An 18,740-nucleotide genomic window follows, 5' to 3' on the forward strand; every position below is an offset into this window, starting at 1 on the left:
GCGCCGGATACCCGGCGCGACACTCGTTCCTCTTACGCGTACAGCGGGTTCACCTTGTCGGCATCGATGCCGTACTTGGCGATGGCCTCGGCCACAACCTGCTTGTCGATCTCGCCGCGCTTGGCCAGTTCGGTCAGGGCAGCAACCACCACGTAGAACTCGTTCACTTCGAAGTGACGACGCAGGTTGGCACGGCTGTCGGAACGACCGTAACCGTCGGTACCCAGCACGCGGTAGTTCTCGGTCGGTACGAAGGCACGCACCTGATCGGCGAAGGACTTCATGTAGTCGGTCGCGGCGATGGTGGCTTCGGCACCCAGTACCTGAGCGATGTAGGGAACGCGAGCCTCGGCGGTCGGGTGCAGCATGTTCCAGCGATCCGCGTCCTGACCGTCACGAGCCAGCTCGTTGAAGGAGGTGACGCTGAACACGTCGGAACCCACGCCGTACTCGCTGGCCAGGATCTGGGCGGCGGTGCGCACGTGACCCAGGATGGAGCCACAGCCCAGCAGCTGAACCTTGGCCTTGGTACCGGCCACGGATTCCAGCTTGTAGATACCCTTGCGGATGCCTTCCTCGGCGCCTTCCGGCATGGCCGGCATGGCGTAGTTCTCGTTCAGGGTGGTGATGTAGTAGAACACGTTCTCCGGGTTCTCACCGTACATGCGGCGCAGGCCGTCCTGTACGATCACCGCCACTTCGTAGGCGTAGGACGGGTCGTAGGAGATGCAGTTCGGGATGGTACCGGCCAGGATGTGGCTGTGACCATCTTCGTGCTGCAAGCCCTCTCCGTTAAGAGTGGTACGACCGGAGGTCGCGCCCAGCAGGAAGCCACGGGCTTGCTGGTCACCGGCTGCCCACGCCATGTCGCCGATCCGCTGGAAGCCGAACATGGAGTAGTAGATGTAGAACGGGATCATCGGGCAGTCGTTGGTGCTGTAAGAGGTGGCAGCAGCCAGCCAGGAGGACATGGCGCCCAGCTCGTTGATACCGTCTTGCAGAACCTGACCCTGCTTGTCTTCCTTGTAGTAGGAGACGATGTCGCGGTCTTGCGGGGTGTACTGCTGACCGTGCGGGCTGTAGATACCGATCTGGCGGAACAGGCCTTCCATACCGAAGGTACGGGCTTCGTCAGCCAGGATCGGCACGATGCGCTTGCCGATGGACTTGTCTTTCAGCATCACGTTCAGGGAACGCACGAACGCCATGGTGGTGGAGATTTCGCGCGCCTGTTCGCCCAGCAGCGGACCGAAGGCATCCAGCGCCGGGATTTCCAGCTTGGTGGTGCTCTCGCGCAGACGGGTCGGTACATAGCCCTTCAGTGCGGCACGACGGGCGTGCAGGTACTTGTGCTCTTCGGTACCTTCTTCGATCTTCAGGTACGGCAGGTTTTCCAGCTGCTCGTCGGTCACCGGCAGGTTGAAACGATCGCGCAGGTGACGCACGGAGCCCAGATCCATCTTCTTGACCTGGTGAGCGATGTTCTTGCCTTCGGCCGCTTCGCCCATGCCATAGCCCTTGATGGTCTTGGCCAGGATCACGGTCGGCTTGCCCTTGGTCTGTGCAGCCTTGGAGAAGGCGGCGAACAGTTTGCGAGGGTCGTGACCACCACGGTTCAGGGCAAAGATCTCCTCGTCGGTCATGTCTTTGACCAGCGCGGCGGTTTCCGGGTAACGGTTGAAGAAGTGCTCGCGCACGTAGGCACCGTCGCGGGACTTCATGGTCTGGTAGTCACCGTCCACGGTCTCGTTCATCAGCTGGATCAGCTTGCCGGACGTGTCTTTCTTCAGCAGCTCATCCCACTTGCGACCCCAGATGACCTTGGTGACGTCCCAGCCGGCGCCGGAGAACAGGCCTTCCAGCTCGTTGATGACCTTGCCGTTGCCCACAACCGGGCCGTCCAGACGCTGCAGGTTGCAGTTGACCACGAACACCAGGTTGTCGAGCTTTTCACGCACGGCAACGGTCAGGGCACCCTTGGCTTCCGGCTCGTCCATCTCGCCGTCACCCAGGAAGGCGTAAACGGTCTGCTCGGAGCAATCCTTGATGCCACGGTCGGTCAGGTACTTCAGGAAGCGCGCCTGATAGATGGCGGCGATGGGGCCCAGACCCATGGAAACGGTCGGGAACTGCCAGAATTCCGGCATCAGTTTCGGGTGCGGGTAGGAAGGGATACCCTTGCCATCCACTTCCTGACGGAAGTTGTCCAGCTGCTCTTCGGTCAGGCGACCTTCGGCGAAGGCACGGGCGTAGATGCCCGGGGAGATGTGACCCTGGAAGTAGACCAGGTCGCCACCATCCTTCTCGTTGCGAGCACGGAAGAAGTGGTTGTAGCAGACTTCGTAGATGGTCGCGGAAGAAGCGAAGGAAGACATGTGACCACCCAGGTCCAGGTCTTTCTTGGAGGCGCGCAGCACGATCATCATGGCGTTCCAGCGGATGATGGCGCGGATGCGACGTTCCATCTCCAGGTCGCCCGGGTAAGCCGGTTCGTCGCTGGACGGGATGGTGTTGATGTAGTCGCGAGTAGCCTTGGCGGCTACGTCCACGCCACTTGCGCGAGCCTTCTCAGCAAGCTGTTCAAGGATGAACTGAGCGCGTTGCGGACCCTCTTCACGCAGCAGGGATTCCAGAGAGGCAAGCCACTCCAGCGTTTCTATCGGGTCCACATCGTTCTTCAGGATATCAGACATGGCTGGTTCCTATGTTGTTGTGATTGCACGGCATTGCACGGCGAAGGGCGCAAGCATTCGACAATAAAGAAAGCCTTGTGGGATTAGTTTTCCTGCTGACGGATCCGACGCATGGATCGCTGGATCCGGCTGTCTTCCCTCTGCATATCCAACAAGGTGTCCTCGATAAAGGCCAGGTGCTCATGACAAGCAGCTCTGGCCCGCTCCGGAGCCCCCGACAGGATAGCCTCGATCAGGCTCGCACGATGGCGACGGATCTTGGCTACCACTCCCGGACGGCGATTCAAAATCTCGTTATTTCGTAAAATGTTCTGCTCGAGCATGGGGCCCATGGCCCGCAACAGGTGCAACAGCACCACGTTGTGGGAGGCCTCGGCCACGGCCAGATAGAACTGGGTGACGGCGGCGGATTCGGCCACCAGCGACCCCTGCTGACCGGCTTCCTCGATGGCGGATTGCGCCAGGCGAATCCGTTCGAAGTCAGCCTCGGTGCCCCGCAGTGCCGCGTAGTAGGCACAGATACCTTCCAGCGCATGGCGAAATTCCAGCAGGTCGTACTGGGCTTCGGGGTGAGTGCTGAGCAGCTCGAACAGGGGATCGGCGATCCCCTTGCTCAGGGCATTCTGTACGTAAGTGCCACCGCCCTGACGACGATACAAGAGCCCTCTCGCTTCCAGGCGCTGGATGGCTTCGCGCAGAGAAGGGCGCGATACCTGAAACTGGATGGCGAGTTCCCGCTCGGGCGGCAACTTCTGGCCCGGCTGCAGGCTGCCTTCCAGAATCATGCTTTCCAGCTCGGCGACGATGGCGTCGGCCAGCTTGGGCTGAGTTATCTTGATATAGGGCATGAGGCTACTTTGTTAAATTGGTATTACCAATTCTATGATTGGGGCGAAAATTAGCAGAGGGCATGGAAAAAGTCCACTCGAAATATGATCTGCATCAAGAAGCAACATCACCACTTTAGGGGTAAATTACCGTAATCATGATGCAGCTCATAGAAAATGGTCTGACCAATATTTGTGAGCTTGCTCACCGGCAACATTTGTTCAACAGCATGAAAAATGGCTTACCTCATAAGGCAAGCCATTGATTCTAAAAACACAAAATAATTTTTAGTTTTTTCACTCAGAGTGTAGCTTTTCCCTATACCGAGCCCATTCGAAACTGCCACCCGGATCCGTCTTGCGGCCCGGCGCGATGTCGCAGTGACCGACGATCCGCTCCGCCGTGATGGCAGGATACTGGCGTGAAATGGCCTGAGTGAGACCCGATAGTACCTCATACTGCACGTCGCTGTAGGGGAGTTCGTCGGTGCCTTCCAGCTCGATGCCGATGGAGAAATCGTTGCACGCCTCCCTCCCCTCCCAGCACGACACTCCCGCATGCCAGGCCCTGGCACAGAACGGCACGTACTGCACCAGCTCTCCGTCCCGACGGATCAGGCAGTGGGCCGAGACCCGTAGCTGATGGATACCGGCAAAATAGGGATGAGCGTCGGGATCCAGCCGGCCGAGAAACAGATCGTCTATCCAGGGGCCGCCAAACTCGCCCGGCGGCAGGCTGATGCCGTGTATCACTAGCAGAGAAACATCGTCGGAACTGAGCCGCGCATTGTGATGGGGCGAGGGCACCTTGCGGGCCTGATCGCACCATCCTTCTCGATCGATGGAAAACTGGGTTGTGGAATTTGTCATCGTCTGCTCGACTCACAATGGGAATGGGCGCCCTGGCATGACGGCGCACTTATCGGGAAACAAGTCTCTGAATTCACGGCTAAAGCTGTGTTAGGCTGAGCCATTCACTCGCGCGATGTGGGACATCCTATGCACCCGATGGCACGCCGTCTCTGGCTGCTGGCCTGGCTCTCGCTGCTGGGCCTGTTGACCCTCTATTTTCACGATCGCGAGCAACCGTCCGTCACCGCCGATGGCGATCTGCGGCTCAAGGCGGATGCCAGCGGCCATTATCGTCTGGAGGGTGCCATCAACGGCCAGCCTGTGCAACTGCTGCTGGACACGGGCGCCACCCGCATTACCGTCCCGCAGCCGGTCGCGGAACGGCTGGGGCTGACCGCCCACGGCAGCAGCCAGGTCAACACGGCGGCCGGAATGATCCGGGTCGGCAACGGTACCATTGAAACGCTGGCGATGGGCCCTTTGACCTTGTACGATCTGGCCATCTTCATCAATCCGGCGGCGGAGGGAGACGAGGTGCTGGTAGGCATGAATGCCCTCGGTCGGCTGGAGCTGGTTCAAAAGGAGCGGCAATTGCTGCTCAGACCCTTGCAGGAATAAGGCATGTTTCAACAGGACGTCAGCCGCGCCGTGCGCGCCGCACTACTCGAAGACTTGGGCGATGCCCTCACCGCTCTGGATCAACCGGATGCCAGCGCCGATATCACGGCCCAGCTGATCCCGGCGGATCGCATCTCGACGGCGCGGGTCATCACCCGCGAGGCCGGCGTGTTCTGCGGGCAGCCCTGGGTCGACGAAGTATTTGCCCAACTCGGCGGCGAGGTGAAGGTGGAGTGGCTGGTGCAAGATGGCGAGCGCCTCTCCCCCAACCAGGAACTGTTCCGCCTCCATGGCCCGGCTCGTGTGCTCCTGACCGGCGAGCGCAATGCTCTGAACTTCGTGCAGACCCTCTCTGGCGTCGCCACCCTGACCGCCCGATACGTGGACGAGCTGGAAGGAACGGATTGTCGCCTGCTCGACACCCGCAAGACCCTGCCCGGCCTGCGTACCGCCCAGAAGTACGCGGTCACCTGCGGCGGCGGCAAGAACCACCGCATCGGGCTCCATGATGCCTATCTCATCAAGGAGAACCATATCCTCGCCTGTGGCGGCATCCGGGAAGCCATCACCGAGGCCCGCCACCTCAATCCGGGCAAACCGGTGGAGGTGGAAGTGGAATCCTTGCCCGAGCTGGAGCAGGCACTCGCTGCCCGGGCAGACATCGTGATGCTGGACAACTTCGACGTGCCCATGATGCGCGAGGCCGTGGCCCTGAATCAGGGGCGTGCCAAACTGGAGGTATCCGGCAACGTCACCCTGGATACGCTGGCGGAATATGCCGCGACCGGCGTCGACTTTATTTCGGTGGGCGCACTGACCAAACACGTGCGGGCGCTGGATCTCTCGATGCGCTTTATCGAGGATTGATCGAATCAGCCCCCCTTGCCAGGGAAATATTACAGGACTCGAAACTTGCAAAAGGCGCCATCGGCGCCTTTTCTTTATGCAGGAACCCGCGACATAAGGAGTGTGAAGATGGGCCCTCCCCGAGATTGAGCAGTGCCAAGAGAAACCATTTAACCGTTGATTTTTCTACAAGTTTCACTAAATGACACAAAAGTGGCTGACAAGAGCCCTGCCTCTGTTGCCAACCCGAAGCGCTCGGATAAGATACTGGCTGTGGATAGCATTCCACCGGTGCTTATCAGGAACCATGGACAAAAGGATATTTGACATGAAAAGACAGTCAGGGTTTACGCTAATCGAATTGATGATCGTCGTTGCGATCGTCGCCATCCTCGCCGCCATCGCCTTGCCGGCGTATCAAGACTATGTAAAGAGAGCAAAAGGTGCTGAGCTGAGTTCGGCAATGGCTTCAACGAAAACGGCTATGGAAGTCTGTGCAGCAAGTCAGGAATTTACTAACTGTAATTATCCAACCTTCACTGCGACTCAGTTCGTTGCATCAGTCTCACCAGCAACCTTTACCTCTGCAGCAGCATCCATCGTCGCAACCGGAAAGGGTGACTTGAACGGAGAAAGCTGCTCACTCGGTGGAACCATCACAAATGGACAAATAGTTTGGGCGCCTGTTTCTGGGGCGGTCTGCCAATAGAATCAAATGACCTCCAGTCTCAATAGCGGCCTGGCCACTAGCCTGGCCGCTTCTTCCCTCCTCAGTGAGCCGGACTCACAACGCTATCTGAGCCAGGCCAGGGCACAGCGCAAGCCCTTTGTCACCTTCCTGATTGAAAACGACATCCTCGATAGCAAGGCCCTCGCCGACTTCTGCGAGCTGGAGTATGGGGTACCTCTGCTGGATTTAGCCGCCTTCGACCTGGCCGAGATCCCGCAGAAATACCTCAATCAAAAGCTGATTGAAAAACATCACGTCCTGCCCATATATACTCAGGGGCACACCCTCTATATCGCCATGTCGGACCCGACCAATGTGTCGGCCCTGGAGGATTTCGGCTTCAGCTTCGGCCTGCACACCGAGGCCCTGCTGGTCGAGGAGAGCAAGCTGACCACCGCCATCGGCAAGCTGATGGAGAGCGAGCAGGACACCCTTGGCATCGACCACATCGATGAGGCCGAGATCTCTGAGCTCGAGGTTTCCGATGAGAGCTCTCGCATCGACGAGGGCGTCAACACTGCCGACGATGATGCTCCTATCGTCAAGTACATCCACAAGATCATGATGGATGCCATCAAGCGCGGGGCATCGGACCTGCATTTCGAGCCTTATGAACAGAAGTACCGGATCCGGTTCCGCATTGACGGCATACTCCACGAGATCGCCACTCCGCCGGTCAATCTGGCCAACCGCTTCGCGGCCCGCCTCAAGGTGATGGCCCGCCTCGATATCGCCGAGCGGCGTCTGCCTCAGGACGGCCGGATCAAGCTCAAGATTTCGCGCAACCGATCCATGGACATGCGGGTCAACACCCTGCCCACCATGTGGGGCGAGAAGATCGTTATCCGGCTGCTGGACTCGTCAGCGGCGCGCCTCAACATCGATCAGCTCGGCTTCGACGACCGTCAGAAGGGGCAATACCTTCACGCCCTCTCCAAGCCACAAGGCATGATACTGGTCACCGGCCCCACAGGGTCGGGCAAGACGGTATCGCTCTATACCGGCCTCAACATCCTTAATACCTGCGAGGTCAACATCTCCACCGCCGAGGATCCGGTGGAAATCAATCTGCCCGGCGTCAACCAGGTGCAGATCAATCCCAAGGCGGGGCTCACCTTTGCCAGCGCCCTGCGCTCCTTCCTGCGTCAGGACCCCGACATCGTCATGGTAGGCGAAATACGGGATCTGGAAACCGCCGAGATCGCCATCAAGGCCGCCCAGACCGGCCACCTGGTGCTCTCGACCCTGCACACCAATTCGGCGGCCGAGACACTCACCCGGATGATGAACATGGGCGTCCCCGCCTTCAACATCGCCTCCTCGGTGACTCTCATAATGGCCCAGCGTCTCGCCCGCAAACTGTGTGACCACTGCAAGGCCCCCGAAACAGTGCCGGAAGCCGAGCTGCTGGAGCTCGGATTTAGCCAGCAACAGCTCGCTGCAGGCTTGCGCCTGTTCAAGCCCGTGGGTTGCAAGGAGTGTTCGGGAGGATACAGAGGGCGGGTAGGCATCTATGAGATCATGCTGATGTCGGACAACATCGCCAAGCTCATCATGCAGGGAGCCAACTCGCTGCAAATCGCGGCCATCGCGCAGAAGGAAGGGATGCGTACCCTGCGGACCTCGGGCCTAGAAAAAGCCCGTCTTGGGGTCACCAGCCTGGCCGAAATAAACCGTATCACCACCAACTGAGTAGAGTGTTCGAGGCATCTCACCGGGTGAAGTGCTGCCAACACCCCGATGATGTTTTCCAAGCCAAGATGAGCCGGACTGGCAGCAGCATCCGGCCACCGTCGCCCAATTGCAGGATGCAGTGATGGCCACATTAGCTCAAAGAAAGAACGCGCCCAAAAAGATCTTCTCATTCCGCTGGCACGGCTTCAATCGCAAGGGGCAGAAGGTGTCCGGCGATTTCCAGGCCGACAGCATCAATACCGTCAAGGCCGAACTGCGCAAGCAGGGTGTCAATGTCACCAAGGTCAGCAAGCAGGGCCAGGGGCTGTTTTCAAGGGGCGGCGCCCGGATCAAGCCGATGGACATCGCCGTCATCTCCCGCCAGATCACCACCATGCTCTCCGCCGGCGTCCCTCTGGTTCAGAGCCTGCAGATCATCGCCCGTGGCCACGAAAAATCGGCAGTGCGCGAACTGATCGGCCAGATCGCCGCCGATGTGGAGACCGGTACCCCGCTGTCGGAGGCACTACGCCGCCATCCCCGCTACTTTGACGATCTCTACTGCGATCTCATCGAGGCGGGCGAACAATCCGGCGCCCTGGAGACCATCTACGACCGGATCGCCACCTACCTCGAAAAATCTGAAGCGCTCAAGTCCAAGATCAAGAAGGCCATGTTCTACCCCGCCATGGTCATCCTGGTTGCTATTATAGTGACCTCCATCCTGCTGCTATTCGTCATTCCCCAGTTCGAAGAGATCTTCAGGAGTTTCGGAGCCGAGTTGCCCGCCTTTACCCAGTTCGTCGTCGGCATCTCCCGTTTCATGCAGGCGTGGTGGTACGTCATCTTTGGCGGCTTCGCCCTGGCAATCTTCCTCTATGTGCGAGCCTGGCGAAAATCCCAGAAGGTGCGAGACAGCACCGACAGGTTCATTCTCACCATCCCCGTCGTGGGGAACATACTTCACAAGGCCGCCATGGCCCGCTTTGCTCGCACCCTCTCCACCACCTTCTCCGCCGGTATTCCTCTGGTGGAAGCTCTGGTCTCGTCGGCCGGCGCCTCGGGCAACTATGTCTACCGCACAGCCATCATGGCCATTCGCAACGAGGTCATGGCCGGCATGCAGATCAACGTCGCCATGCGCACCGTGGATCTCTTCCCCGACATGGTGACCCAGATGGTGATGATCGGTGAGGAGTCCGGCGCCATCGACGACATGCTCTCCAAAGTCGCAGGCATCTTCGAGCAGGAGGTCGATGACATGGTGGACGGGCTCACCAGCCTGCTCGAACCCATCATCATGGTGGTACTGGGGGTGCTGGTTGGCGGCATGGTCGTTGCCATGTACCTCCCCATCTTCAAGCTGGGCTCTGTGATACACTGACCTCCTTGGTGAGCGGCCAGCCGGCTGGTTTCAGCCTGGCCGCCTGCCCCTCTTTCCCAACACTAGCGATTGATTTATGGCGCCTCTTATTGAACTGGCCCTAGGCTTGCCCTGGCTCTATCTCTCCTTGATCTTTCTCTTCTCCCTCATGGTGGGCAGTTTCCTCAACGTGGTGATCCACCGCCTGCCCATCATGATGGAGCGGGATTGGCGAGCCGAATATCGCGACTATTTCGATGAGGATGAGTCCATCTCCGCCAACGAACGCTACAACCTGATGGTACCCCGCTCCGCCTGCCCTCACTGCGGCCATGTCATCACGGCCATCGAGAATATTCCACTCCTGAGCTGGCTCTGGCTCAGAGGGCGCTGCCGCGAGTGCCAGGCCCCCATTTCGGCCCGCTATCCTCTGGTCGAACTGCTCACGGCCCTGCTGTCCGTCGCCGTGGCCGCCACTCTGACGCCCGGCTGGGGTGTGCTTGCTGCCCTCTTGCTCACCTGGAGTCTAGTGGCGCTCACCTTTATCGATCTGGACAAGATGCTGCTGCCTGACCAGATCACCCTGCCACTGCTGTGGGGCGGGTTGCTGTTCAACCTGCTGGGTGGTTTCGTTCCCCTGGTTGATGCGGTCATCGGAGCCATGGCGGGTTATCTGGTGCTCTGGAGCCTCTACTGGAGTTTCAAGCTGCTCACCGGCAAGGAGGGCATGGGGTATGGTGACTTCAAGCTTCTGGCGGCGCTGGGAGCCTGGCTCGGCTGGCAGGCGCTCCCCATCATACTGCTGCTCTCTTCCCTGGTGGGTGCCGTCATAGGCATCACGCTGATCGCACTGCGTAAACACCATCAGGGCAATCCCATCCCCTTTGGCCCCTATCTTGCCATCGCAGGCTGGATAGCGCTGTTGTGGGGGGATAAGATCACCCGCTGGTATCTCGAGCTCGTGCTCTAGCAAAAGGATCTCTGACTCATGTATGTGGTAGCCATCACCGGCGGCATCGGCAGCGGCAAAACCACCGTCGCCAACCAGTTTGCGGCCCTCGGCATCGAGGTGATCGACGCCGATCTGATCGCCCGCGAGGTGGTGGAGCCCGGCACCCCTGCACTGGCCGCCATCGCCAGCCATTTTGGCCAGGATGTCCTCTCCCCCGATGGTCGGCTCGATCGCCGTCGGCTGCGCGAGTTGATCTTCAGCAATCCCGCAGCCAAGTCCTGGCTCAATGCCCTGCTCCATCCCCTCATCCGCAGTGAGATGCAACGTCAGTGTGCCGCCGCCAGCTCACCCTATTGCCTGCTGGTGGTGCCCCTGCTGGTGGAGAACCGACTCACCGGGCTGGCCAATCGGGTATTGGTCATCGACGTGGACGAAGCGACCCAGATAGAGCGTACCTGCCGCCGGGACGGTGTGAGCCGGGAGCAGGCTCAGACCATATTGGCGTCCCAGGCAAGCCGTGCTGAACGCCTGGCGATGGCCGATGACGTACTGGACAACCAAAGTGACACAAGCGAGACCATTACCGCGCGAATTTTAGCCCTGCACCAGACATATCTGGCATTTGCCTCTCAACAAGCCAGCCAACAGTGAGTACACTAGGCCGGTTTATGGCTGGCCAGGATTAGGCATGATTTACGATTTTCCCCTCAACGAAAAAAGCCGGACCTATCTTCGTCTGGAGTCCCTGTTTTCCCAGATCCGCGACAATCTGGAGAGTGACCAGTCCTGGGCACACATCGCCTTCTTCAAGGGGTTGTTCGATTTGCAGGAGTTGCTGGAGCGCGGCGATCTGCGTGCCGATCTGATCAAGGATCTGGAGCGCCTCGGCCAGCGCCTGAGCCACTGGGCCAGCCTGCCCGACGTCGATCTCGAGCAGATCCAGCGGATGCAGCAGGAGAGCACCCAGCTCTCCCGCAACCTGCTCAACTCCCCCCGTCCAGGTGCCCGCCTGAAGGAAGATCGTCTGCTCGGCTCCATCCGTCAGCGTTTCTCCATCCCGGGCGGCCTGTGCGCCTTCGACGTGCCCCAGCTGCACCACTGGCTGATCACCCCGGCCGTGGCACGCCACCAGCAGATGCAGCAATGGCTCAGCGACATCACCCTGCTGATGAACGCCATCACTCTGCTGCTGCGCCTGTGGCGCGAGTCGGGCAACTTCAGCGAGCAAGTGGCCACCAACGGCTTCTTCCAGGACACCGCCGAGGGCGCCGAACTTATCCGCATACGCTTGTCCGGCACCCAGCCCTGCTACCCGACCCTGAGTGGACACAAAAACCGCTTTGCCCTGCGCTTCCTGCCGACGACGGAACAGCAGATTGGCGACGTCGCGTTCCAGCTCGCCTGTTGTTGAGGTGCGCCCCATGGTAACCAAGGTAAAGTGCCCGACCTGTCAGACCGAAATCGAGTGGGGCCCCCAGAGCCCGTTTCGCCCCTTCTGCAGCAAGCGCTGCCAGCTGATCGACCTCGGCGAATGGGCGGATGAACAGAAGCGCATCCCGGGCGAGATCAACCCGGATCTGCTACCCGATCCGGAGCAGGGCGATCCCTGGCAATAAAGGCATCGCGATCAAAAAAGGGCCTAAGAGGCCCTTTTTCAATGCCGTGATACCGCCTCAGGACAGCGAGGCTTGCAGCCGCGCTACTATGGGGCCGTTGGCATCCGGGAAACGGTATTCGTGCAACGAGGCCAGCGGCACCCAGCGGCACTCCTGTCCCTCCTTGCCAAAGGGCTCGCCGTGGAAGCGGGTCACCTTCCAGATATCCAGCAGCACCTGCTTGTCAGGGTAGTCGTGATGCAGCTCCATGAAGGGGGCACAATCCTGCACCCGGATCCCGATCTCCTCCCACAGCTCCCTGTCCAGCGCGGTGAGCAAGTCTTCACCCGACTCCACCTTGCCCCCGGGGAATTCCCAGCGATCCCCCTGATGGCGATCGGCAGAGCGTTTGGCGATGAAGATATCGCCCCGTTCGTTCTCGATGACGCCGACCGCCACCCAGATCCGTTTCTTCTGTTCCATTTCGGTTACCTCGTCAGATGCAGGTCACTGCGCATTTCTCATCAATAACAAGGCGGGCACTGGGCCCGCCTTGTTATGGCATCGCGCGTTATCAGGTCAACTGACCGTGACAGTGCTTGTATTTCTTGCCGGAGCCGCAGGGGCAGGGATCGTTGCGCCCCACCTTCTGCTCGTCCCGCACAAAGGTGACGGGGGCCGTTTCGGCCTGCTCTCCATCGGCAAGCTGGTTCTCGGCGGCGGCGTGGGTATAGGTACGGGGAGCGGCTTCTGCCTGCTGGCGCTGCTGCTCTTCCATCGCCTCCACGTCCCGCTCCTGCACCTGTACCCGGCTCAGGATGCTGACCACGTCGCGCTTGAGAGTCTCCAGCATCTGGGTGAACAGATCGAAGGATTCGCGCTTGTACTCCTGCTTGGGGTTTTTCTGGGCGTAGCCGCGCAGATGGATGCCCTGACGCAGATGATCCATGGCCGCCAGATGCTCCTTCCACAGGCCATCCAGGGTTTGCAGCATCACCGCCTTCTCGAAGTTGCGCAGCACCTCCTTGCCGACCAGCTCCTCCTTGTGGGCATAGAGCTTGGTAGCTTCGTCCAGGATGCGCTCGCGCAGCTTCTCTTCATACAGCTTGTCGTCTTCCGCCAACCACTGCTGCAGCGGCAGGTCGAGGGCGAAATCGGACTTCAGACGCGCCTCCAGACCCGGTACGTCCCACATCTCTTCCAGAGACTGGGGCGGAATGTACTCGTCGATGATGGCACCGTAGACATCGTCACGGATGACGTGGATGGTCTCGGAGATGTCGCCGGTGTCCAGCAGCTCGTTGCGCTGCTCGTAGACCACCTTGCGCTGATCGTTGGCCACATCGTCAAACTCGAGCAGGTTTTTACGGATGTCGAAGTTGCGACCTTCCACCTTGCGCTGGGCGTTCTCGATGGCCTTGGTCACCCACGGGTGCTCGATGGCCTCGCCTTCTTCCATTCCCAGCTTCTTCATCATGCCGGTCACGCGATCGGAGGCGAAGATCCGCATCAGGGTATCTTCCATGGAGAGGTAGAAGCGGGAGGAACCCGGGTCGCCCTGACGACCGGAACGGCCGCGCAGCTGGTTGTCGATACGACGGGATTCGTGACGCTCGGTACCGATGATGTGCAGGCCGCCAGCGGCCAGCACTTCGTCGTGACGCACCTGCCAGGCCGCTTTCAGCTCGGCAATCTGCTCGCTGGTCGGGTTTTCCAGCTTTGCAATCTCTGCCTGCCAGTTACCGCCGAGCACGATGTCGGTACCACGACCGGCCATGTTGGTGGCGATGGTGACGGCACCGGTCTGGCCTGCCTGGGCGACGATCTCCGCTTCCATGGCGTGGAACTTGGCGTTCAGCACCTTGTGCGGGATGTTCTCCTTGGTCAGGATGCCGGACAGCAGCTCGGAGTTCTCGATGGAGACGGTACCGACCAGCACCGGCTGGCCGCGCTTCACGCACTCGCGGATGTCCTGCACGATGGCGGCGTATTTCTCCTGGGCGGTCAGGTAGACGAGATCGCCCATGTCCTTGCGCACCATTGGCTTGTTGGTCGGGATAACCACGGTATCCAGGCCATAAATCTGCTGGAATTCAAAGGCTTCGGTATCGGCAGTACCCGTCATGCCCGCCAGCTTGTCGTACAGACGGAAGTAGTTCTGGAAGGTGATGGAAGCCAGGGTCTGGTTCTCGTTCTGGATCTTGACCCCTTCCTTCGCCTCGACCGCCTGGTGCAGGCCGTCCGACCAGCGACGACCCGGCATGGTACGGCCGGTGTGCTCGTCAACGATGACGATCTCGTCCTTCTGGACGATGTAGTCCACGTTGCGCTCGAACAGGGTGTGGGCACGCAGGCCGGCGTTGACGTGATGCAGCAGGCTGATGTTGGTGGCGGAGAACAGGGAGTCCTCCTCGGCCAGCAGCCCCTCTTTCTTGAGCAGCTCCTCCACGAAGATCTGGCCGTTCTCGGTCAGCAGCGCCTGGCGGTTCTTCTCGTCCACCGTGTAGTGGCCGTCACCGGTGTACTCTTCAGAGTCTTCCTTGTCCTGCTTCACCAGCAGGGGGATCAGCTTGTTGATCTGGGTGTACATGGCGGAGCTGTCTTCCGCCGGGCCCGAGATGATGAGCGGGGTACGGGCTTCGTCGATGAGCACCGAGTCCACCTCATCCACCAGCGCGTAGTTGAGCGGGCGCTGCACGCGCTGTTCCGGCGAGAACGCCATGTTGTCGCGCAGGTAGTCGAAACCGAATTCGTTGTTGGTACCGTAGGTGATGTCGGCGGCGTAGGCGTCGCGCTTCTGGGACGCATCCATGCCGGGCACGTTGCAATCGACGGTCAGGCCGAGGAAGGCGAACAGCGGGCGGTTCGCCTCGGCGTCACGCTTGGCCAGGTAGTCGTTCACCGTCACCACGTGCACGCCGCGGCCGGTCAGGGCATTCAGGTAGGCTGGCAGGGTCGCGGTCAGGGTCTTGCCTTCACCGGTCTTCATCTCGGCGATGCGGTTGGAGTTCAGCACCATGCCGCCGATCAGCTGGACGTCGAAGTGACGCATGCCGAACACACGGCGGGAGGCTTCACGCACGGTGGCAAAGGCCTCCGGCAGCAACTGCTCCAGCGTTTCACCCTGCTCCAGACGCTGACGGTACTCGGCAGTCTTGGCCTGCAGCTCCTGATCGGACAGTGCCTCGAACTGAGGCTCCATCGCATTGATCTGTTTTACAATTTTACGCAAAGCCTTGAGCGTTCTGTCGTTCCGGCTGCCGATAATCTTGGTGAGCAGTGTGCTAATCATGGGTACCAACTGTTTTGGTTATATAAGCGTTCCGTCACTGGAACCTGAAGAAAAAACCTAACCCCGTCTGGCATTCAGAAAGCGCGCGGGGTTGACCTGACGACCATCTTTCAACACTTCGTAATGCAAATGCACGCCGGTCGCACGACCGGTGCGACCCATCAGGGCTATCTTCTGGCCTTCATCGACCAGGGTGCCGACATCCACCAGCAACTTGGAATTGTGGGCATAACGGGTCACCAGACCATTGCCATGGTCGACTTCCACCATGTTGCCAAATTCAGGGTGACGGCCAGCCCAGCTGACGATCCCCTTGCCGGTCGCCAGGATGGGCGTGCCGGGCTTGCCACGGAAATCCACACCCTTGTGCATCTTGGCGCGACCGTTGAACGGATCGACCCGGCCACCGAAGCCGGAGGAGATCCAGACTCGCTCCTGCTTCACCGGTGAACCCGGGATGAAGCCGGCATCGGTGATATGGTGATTCATGATGAAGGTTTCAAGTACCGACAGCTGTTCTTCGCGGCTGCTGAGCTGGCGGTTGAGGTGTTCCATGGAGTCTTGCAATTCGTTGAGGCTGACTTCCAGATCCGCATCATAGGAGGGTCCCCCCATGGGAGGCAGCTCCTTGAAGTTGAACTCTTCGGGATCCAGGTCCGCCTTCTCGGTCAGGCGTTCGCCGAGGGCGTTGAGACGGCCAAGCTGCCCCTGCATGGTGCCCACCTGGGCGGCCAGCATGGCGAGCTGTTCACGGGCTTCATCGGCCCCTTGTGCGGTTTTTTGCTGTTCGGCCAGGGCCAGCGCGGTTTCCAGCGCGTCCATTTTTTGCTGCCAGCTCTGCCAGAGCCAGCCGCCCCCTAAGGCCAATACAGTGAAGAGGATACCGCCGACCCAGGCCAGACGTTGTTTGGGTAAGTGCAACTTGCGGCGCTGCTTACCGTGGAGGATCAGGGTAATGCTCATAGAAATATGTCTTCTCGGTCAGGTGAGGCCAGAGGCCCGCACGGGCAATAAAACCGGGAGATAATCGGTATTAAAGGATGGAATAAACAAATGACAGGACGTCGGTGCGGAGAGATGACCGACGTCCTGTTGCACAGCTATCAGGCCAGAACCAGACCGTTGTCGTAGTAAGCGATGGGCGCTTTGTCGCCCTCACCCTCGAAGGTCACCAGTTCCCAGGCCTCCTGCTGAGCCAGCAAGGCGCGCAGCAGCTTGTTGTTCAGGGCATGGCCCGTCTTGTAGGCACGGAATTCACCGATGATACTGCGATTGCACATGTACAGATCACCGATGGCATCCAGCATCTTGTGCTTGACGAACTCGTCCTCGTAACGCAGACCATCTTCGTTCAGCACCCGGTAGTCATCCAGGACCACGGCGTTTTCCAGGCTACCGCCCAGCGCCAGGTTCTGGGAACGCAGGTACTCGATGTCGCGCATGAAGCCGAAGGTACGGGCACGGCTGATCTCTTTCACGAAGGAGCTGCCGGAGAAGTCCAGTACGCAACGCTGGTTGCGGCCTTCAAACACCGGATGCTGGAAGTCGATTTCGAGATCCATCTTGAAGCCGTTGCGATAGGGGTGGAATTCCGCCCACTTGTCGCCGTCTTCAACCCGAACGCTCTGCTTGATACGCACGAACTGCTTGGGTGCATTCTGTTCGCGAATACCCACTTCCTGCAGCAGGTAGATGAACGGATGCGCACTGCCATCCATCACCGGGATCTCGGGTGCGTCAACCTCCACATAGAGGTTGTCGATCCCCATCCCAGCCAGGGCGGCAGAGAGGTGTTCGATGGTGGACACGCGGACACCGGCTTCGTTCACCAGAGCGGTACAAAGCACGGTGTCACGCACCTGATCGGCGTTGGCTGGCAGCTCTACCACAGGATTCAGATCGGTACGCAAGTAAACGATCCCTGTGTTAACAGGCGCCGGACGGAACGTCATGGTGACTTTCCGGCCCGAATGCAGGCCCACACCGGTGGCCTGGACACTCGTTTTCAAGGTTCTTTGTCTAATCATGGGTGTATCCGCTTAACAGCTCATATTCCTGACCAGATGGTCGTTGCCGGGCCATCTTAGCACAATCCTTAAGCAACAAACAAACCAGAGCCATCAGAGGCTTAGTCTGCCTGCTTGCGCAGGAACGCAGGAATATCGAGATAATCCGGTTCGCGACGAGCTTGCGGCTCGGCGTTCACCACCTTGGCCGGGGCCTCTTCCATCACGCGAGACTGCAGGGCTTCGCTGATCAGGGGCTGACGAGCCGGACGCTCTTGTACCATGTTGTTCTTCACCAGGGTGATGTCGGGCTTGCGCTCGGCACCGATACCGGTGGCCACCACGGTCACGCGCAGTTCGTCGTGCATTTCCGGGTCGATAACGGTACCCACCACCACGGTGGCGTTCTCGGACGCGAAGGCCTTGACCGCGTTACCGACGGTTTCGAACTCTTCGATGGTCATGTCCATGCCGGCGGTGATGTTGACCAGGATGCCACGGGCACCGGCCAGATCCACATCTTCCAGCAGCGGGCTGGAGATGGCCTTCTCGGCGGCTTCTTCGGCACGGTCGTCACCAGAGGCGGAGCCGGTACCCATCATGGCGGTACCCATCTCGCGCATCACGGTACGCACGTCCGCGAAGTCGACGTTGATCAGGCCCGGGCGGGTGATCAGCTCGGCGATGCCCTGTACCGCGCCCAGCAGCACGTCGTTGGCTGCCTTGAAGGCGTCCAGCAGGGAGATGCCGCGACCCAGCACCTTCAGCAACTTGTCGTTGGGGATGGTGATCAGGGAGTCGACGTTCTTGGACAGCTCTTCGATACCGTGAGCGGCGAAGCCCATCCGCTTCTTACCTTCGAAGGAGAACGGCTTGGTCACGACGGCAACGGTCAGGATGCCCATCTCGCGGGCCACTTCGGCCACGATCGGCGCAGCACCGGTACCGGTACCACCGCCCATGCCGGCGGCGATGAACACCATGTCAGAACCGGTCAGCAGCTCACGCAGCGCTTCCCTGTCTTCCATGGCGGCGTCACGACCCACTTCCGGGTTGGCCCCGGCACCCAGACCCTTGGTGATGCCACCGCCGATCTGCAGGGTAGTGTTGGCACTGGAGTTGCGCAGCGCCTGGGCGTCGGTGTTGACGGTAATGAACTCAACACCCTCGATGTTTTGACGAACCATGTGCTCGACTGCGTTGCCGCCGCCGCCACCCACACCTATCACCTTGATGACGGCTTCGTCAGTGTGGCTATCCATAAATTCAAACATGTTGTCTCTCCGCTTTAT

The 18,740-nt window shown here is 59.9% G+C and carries 17 protein-coding genes; 9 read left to right on the forward strand and 8 right to left on the reverse strand.

Annotated features, from left to right (window positions below; all coding sequences use genetic code 11):
* Nucleotides 1–32: 32 nt before the first annotated feature.
* From aceE to ampD, 3 genes are all read right to left on the reverse strand, one after another.
* Nucleotides 33–2,693 carry a pyruvate dehydrogenase (acetyl-transferring), homodimeric type gene (gene aceE / locus J9885_RS00310; RefSeq protein ID WP_210547735.1) on the reverse strand — a complete coding sequence of 887 codons (2,661 nt, stop codon included), beginning with the start codon at nt 2,691–2,693 and terminating at the stop codon, nt 33–35.
* 83 nt (nt 2,694–2,776) lie between these two features.
* Nucleotides 2,777–3,541 (reverse strand): pyruvate dehydrogenase complex transcriptional repressor PdhR, encoded by a 765-nt coding sequence (pdhR, locus tag J9885_RS00315; protein WP_043762834.1) that lies wholly within the window; start codon nt 3,539–3,541, stop codon nt 2,777–2,779.
* Nucleotides 3,542–3,817: 276 nt separating this feature from the next.
* On the reverse strand, nt 3,818–4,390 hold the full coding sequence (gene ampD, locus J9885_RS00320) for a 1,6-anhydro-N-acetylmuramyl-L-alanine amidase AmpD (protein ID WP_210547736.1): 573 nt from the start codon (nt 4,388–4,390) through the stop codon (nt 3,818–3,820).
* 129 nt (nt 4,391–4,519) lie between these two features.
* Here ampD and J9885_RS00325 point away from each other — a divergent pair, with 129 nt between their 5' ends.
* The 9 genes from J9885_RS00325 to yacG all read left to right on the forward strand — a co-directional run bounded on the left by J9885_RS00325 (nt 4,520) and on the right by yacG (nt 12,171).
* Nucleotides 4,520–4,990 (forward strand): retropepsin-like aspartic protease, encoded by a 471-nt coding sequence (locus J9885_RS00325; RefSeq protein WP_202007076.1) that lies wholly within the window; start codon nt 4,520–4,522, stop codon nt 4,988–4,990.
* A 3-nt stretch (nt 4,991–4,993) separates the two neighbouring features.
* Complete coding sequence (gene nadC, locus J9885_RS00330; RefSeq protein ID WP_210547737.1) at nt 4,994–5,857, forward strand: carboxylating nicotinate-nucleotide diphosphorylase; 864 nt, start codon at nt 4,994–4,996, stop codon at nt 5,855–5,857.
* Between the two features lie 307 nt (nt 5,858–6,164).
* The gene (locus J9885_RS00335) at nt 6,165–6,545 is read left to right on the forward strand and encodes a prepilin-type N-terminal cleavage/methylation domain-containing protein (protein WP_210547738.1); all 381 of its coding nucleotides are present in this window, start codon (nt 6,165–6,167) and stop codon (nt 6,543–6,545) included.
* 6 nt (nt 6,546–6,551) lie between these two features.
* Nucleotides 6,552–8,258: a PilB family type IVa pilus assembly ATPase TapB gene (tapB, locus tag J9885_RS00340; RefSeq protein WP_210547739.1), complete on the forward strand. Its 1,707-nt coding sequence runs from the start codon at nt 6,552–6,554 to the stop codon at nt 8,256–8,258.
* Between the two features lie 124 nt (nt 8,259–8,382).
* Nucleotides 8,383–9,624 (forward strand): type II secretion system F family protein, encoded by a 1,242-nt coding sequence (locus J9885_RS00345; protein ID WP_210547740.1) that lies wholly within the window; start codon nt 8,383–8,385, stop codon nt 9,622–9,624.
* Nucleotides 9,625–9,700: 76 nt separating this feature from the next.
* Nucleotides 9,701–10,573 (forward strand): A24 family peptidase, encoded by an 873-nt coding sequence (locus J9885_RS00350; RefSeq protein ID WP_210547741.1) that lies wholly within the window; start codon nt 9,701–9,703, stop codon nt 10,571–10,573.
* An 18-nt stretch (nt 10,574–10,591) separates the two neighbouring features.
* Nucleotides 10,592–11,206: a dephospho-CoA kinase gene (gene coaE, locus J9885_RS00355; protein ID WP_210547742.1), complete on the forward strand. Its 615-nt coding sequence runs from the start codon at nt 10,592–10,594 to the stop codon at nt 11,204–11,206.
* A 37-nt stretch (nt 11,207–11,243) separates the two neighbouring features.
* On the forward strand, nt 11,244–11,966 hold the full coding sequence (gene zapD / locus J9885_RS00360) for a cell division protein ZapD (RefSeq protein ID WP_167576542.1): 723 nt from the start codon (nt 11,244–11,246) through the stop codon (nt 11,964–11,966).
* A 10-nt stretch (nt 11,967–11,976) separates the two neighbouring features.
* The gene (yacG, locus tag J9885_RS00365; protein WP_043762810.1) at nt 11,977–12,171 is read left to right on the forward strand and encodes a DNA gyrase inhibitor YacG; all 195 of its coding nucleotides are present in this window, start codon (nt 11,977–11,979) and stop codon (nt 12,169–12,171) included.
* A 57-nt stretch (nt 12,172–12,228) separates the two neighbouring features.
* Here the strand turns inward: yacG and mutT are convergent, their stop codons facing one another.
* The 5 genes from mutT to ftsZ all read right to left on the reverse strand — a co-directional run bounded on the left by mutT (nt 12,229) and on the right by ftsZ (nt 18,722).
* A complete protein-coding gene (mutT, locus tag J9885_RS00370; RefSeq protein WP_210547743.1) occupies nt 12,229–12,633 on the reverse strand; it encodes an 8-oxo-dGTP diphosphatase MutT in 405 nt (134 codons plus the stop codon).
* 91 nt (nt 12,634–12,724) lie between these two features.
* Nucleotides 12,725–15,442 (reverse strand): preprotein translocase subunit SecA, encoded by a 2,718-nt coding sequence (secA, locus tag J9885_RS00375; RefSeq protein ID WP_210547744.1) that lies wholly within the window; start codon nt 15,440–15,442, stop codon nt 12,725–12,727.
* 57 nt (nt 15,443–15,499) lie between these two features.
* Nucleotides 15,500–16,405, reverse strand: a complete 906-nt coding sequence (locus tag J9885_RS00380) for a M23 family metallopeptidase (protein ID WP_210547745.1) — start codon at nt 16,403–16,405, stop codon at nt 15,500–15,502.
* Nucleotides 16,406–16,545: 140 nt separating this feature from the next.
* Entirely contained in the window at nt 16,546–17,469 is a 924-nt protein-coding gene (gene lpxC, locus J9885_RS00385) for a UDP-3-O-acyl-N-acetylglucosamine deacetylase (protein ID WP_043762800.1), read from the reverse strand.
* Nucleotides 17,470–17,570: 101 nt separating this feature from the next.
* On the reverse strand, nt 17,571–18,722 hold the full coding sequence (ftsZ, locus tag J9885_RS00390; protein ID WP_005305686.1) for a cell division protein FtsZ: 1,152 nt from the start codon (nt 18,720–18,722) through the stop codon (nt 17,571–17,573).
* Nucleotides 18,723–18,740: the final 18 nt, after the last annotated feature.

Source organism: Aeromonas sp. SrichE-2G (assembly GCF_017939565.1).
Taxonomy (GTDB): domain Bacteria; phylum Pseudomonadota; class Gammaproteobacteria; order Enterobacterales; family Aeromonadaceae; genus Aeromonas; species Aeromonas taiwanensis.